Source organism: Anoxybacillus sp. LAT27 (assembly GCF_022030075.1).
In the GTDB taxonomy this organism is placed as follows: Bacteria; Bacillota; Bacilli; order Bacillales; family Anoxybacillaceae; genus Anoxybacillus; species Anoxybacillus kestanbolensis.
This window is the reverse complement of sequence record NZ_JAIWYK010000226.1, coordinates 1-255: the sequence shown is the minus strand read 5'-3', so window position 1 is coordinate 255 and position 255 is coordinate 1. Positions and strand designations below refer to the sequence as shown.

1 protein-coding gene is annotated in these 255 nt (G+C 64.7%); it reads right to left on the bottom strand.

The window, feature by feature from the left end:
- On the bottom strand, positions 1 to 255 hold a 255-nt coding region (locus tag LD028_RS09235), incomplete at both ends, for a SpoIIE family protein phosphatase (protein WP_237811639.1).

Genomic DNA, 255 nt, shown 5'->3' with positions numbered 1-255 from the left:
CACTGCGGCACGAAGCGGTCGAGGCGGGCCACCAGCACAGTCATGTCGTCGACGATGCTGCCGGAGTGCTGCCGGATCACCCGCTCGAGCAGCAGGTCGGCCACTTCCTGCGGGTCGTCCGTCTGCAGTTCGGAAATCAACCGCTTCATCCAGGCCTGCCTGTTTTCGATGTGGCGGGGCGCCTCGTAGATGCCGTCGGACATCATGATCAGCAGGTCGCCCGGCTTCATCGTCCGCGAGACCACATCCACCTCG